This window comes from Kosakonia sp. N21, from assembly GCF_050587465.1.
Lineage (GTDB): Bacteria > Pseudomonadota > Gammaproteobacteria > Enterobacterales > Enterobacteriaceae.
Genome location: NZ_JBOBHR010000031.1, coordinates 1 through 1,085, shown reverse-complemented (window position 1 = coordinate 1,085; position 1,085 = coordinate 1). Strand labels below are relative to the sequence as shown.

Annotated in this window: 1 protein-coding gene; it reads right to left on the bottom strand. The window is 53.9% G+C overall.

The features are described 5' to 3' along the window. Positions 1–1,085 (bottom strand): elongation factor Tu (tuf, locus tag ACQ3G7_RS24700; protein WP_430893013.1); only part of this gene is annotated, 1,085 nt, incomplete at both ends.

Sequence of the window (1,085 nt, the reverse complement as noted above, 5' to 3'; positions counted from 1 at the left end):
ACAACGCCCGCGCCAACGGTACGGCCGCCTTCACGGATTGCGAAACGCAGACCATCGTCCATCGCGATCGGGTGAATCAGGGTAACAACCATTTTGATGTTGTCGCCCGGCATTACCATCTCTACGCCTTCCGGCAGTTCGATGGTGCCAGTCACGTCAGTTGTACGGAAGTAGAACTGCGGACGGTAGCCTTTGAAGAACGGAGTATGACGGCCGCCTTCATCTTTGGACAGGATATAAACTTCAGATTCGAATTTGGTGTGCGGTTTGATTGAACCCGGCTTAGCCAGTACCTGACCACGTTCGATTTCTTCACGTTTGATACCACGCAGCAGAACACCTACGTTCTCACCAGCACGGCCTTCGTCCAGCAGTTTGCGGAACATTTCAACGCCAGTACAGGTGGATTTCGCGGTGTCTTTGATACCCACGATTTCAACTTCTTCACCAACTTTGATGATACCGCGCTCTACACGACCGGTAACAACGGTACCACGACCGGAGATGGAGAATACGTCTTCGATCGGCAGCAGGAACGGCTTGTCAATCGCACGTTCTGGTTCCGGGATGTAAGAATCCAGGTGACCAGCCAGTTCGATGATTTTCGCTTCCCACTCTGCTTCGCCTTCCAGCGCTTTCAGTGCAGAACCACGAACGATCGGGGTGTCGTCGCCCGGGAAATCGTACTGAGACAGCAGTTCACGAACTTCCATCTCAACCAGTTCCAGCAGCTCTTCGTCATCAACCATGTCGCATTTGTTCAGGAACACGATGATGTACGGAACGCCTACCTGACGACCCAGCAGGATGTGCTCACGAGTCTGCGGCATCGGGCCGTCAGTCGCAGCGACTACCAGGATCGCGCCGTCCATCTGAGCAGCACCGGTGATCATGTTTTTAACATAGTCGGCGTGGCCCGGGCAGTCTACGTGTGCGTAGTGGCGAGTCGGGGTGTCATATTCAACGTGAGAGGTGTTGATGGTGATACCACGAGCTTTTTCTTCCGGCGCGTTATCGATCTGATCGAATGCGCGAGCGTTACCACCGTAGGTTTTTGCCAGAACGGTAGTGATTGCAGCAGTCAG